This window comes from Psychrobacter sp. 1U2, from assembly GCF_051847575.1.
Genome location: NZ_JBPYDC010001474.1, coordinates 1 through 593, shown reverse-complemented (window position 1 = coordinate 593; position 593 = coordinate 1). Strand labels below are relative to the sequence as shown.

At 33.7% G+C, this 593-nt stretch carries 1 protein-coding gene; it reads right to left on the bottom strand.

What is annotated here, in order from left to right; all coding sequences use genetic code 11:
- Positions 1 to 229: hypothetical protein (locus tag ACS8FD_RS22710; protein WP_439277522.1), on the bottom strand; the 229-nt coding region annotated here is incomplete at its 3' end.
- Positions 230 to 593 lie beyond the last annotated feature (364 nt).

Genomic DNA, 593 nt, shown 5'->3' with positions numbered 1-593 from the left:
GATATATGCCAACCAGTATAGTGACAATATCATATTCAATTCTTCTAATTAAATTGATAATACTAATTATTATAAAAACAAGACCTGTCACTAGAGAGACAGTTCCCTTAAGAAGTATGTCTAGGTTAAATATATATATACTTACGAGCATAACTATAATCGCTATGCCAAATTTCGTATAAATGGGTGTTTTTTGTGTTGATGCAACTTTTTTAGATTGGTTTTTCATTTGATAGTCTGTATGGGGTTGGCGTCCTAGTGAGGACTTGAATCTTTGGCTGTAAGTTAGCGTTATTTATAGCAGGTCCGTGTAGTTAAATATTGTGCTCACAGATATGCTCCAATTAGTATTAGCATATGTTTACTGGATTGAGCCAAACCTTTATATATACTTAGAATATCATTCGAGTTTTGAAAGGATACAAAATCGTGAAAGGTAATAATCAATACGTTTATGAAAAGTCTACAAGTAAGCTCATTATGGGTATGTTTGCTTTGGGCAGCTTAATCGCCATGAGCGGTTGTAATAGCAGTCTTATTAATAGCCAGCCGATGCAGGTAGTGAATAATAAACCTATAGCAAGCAAGACTGA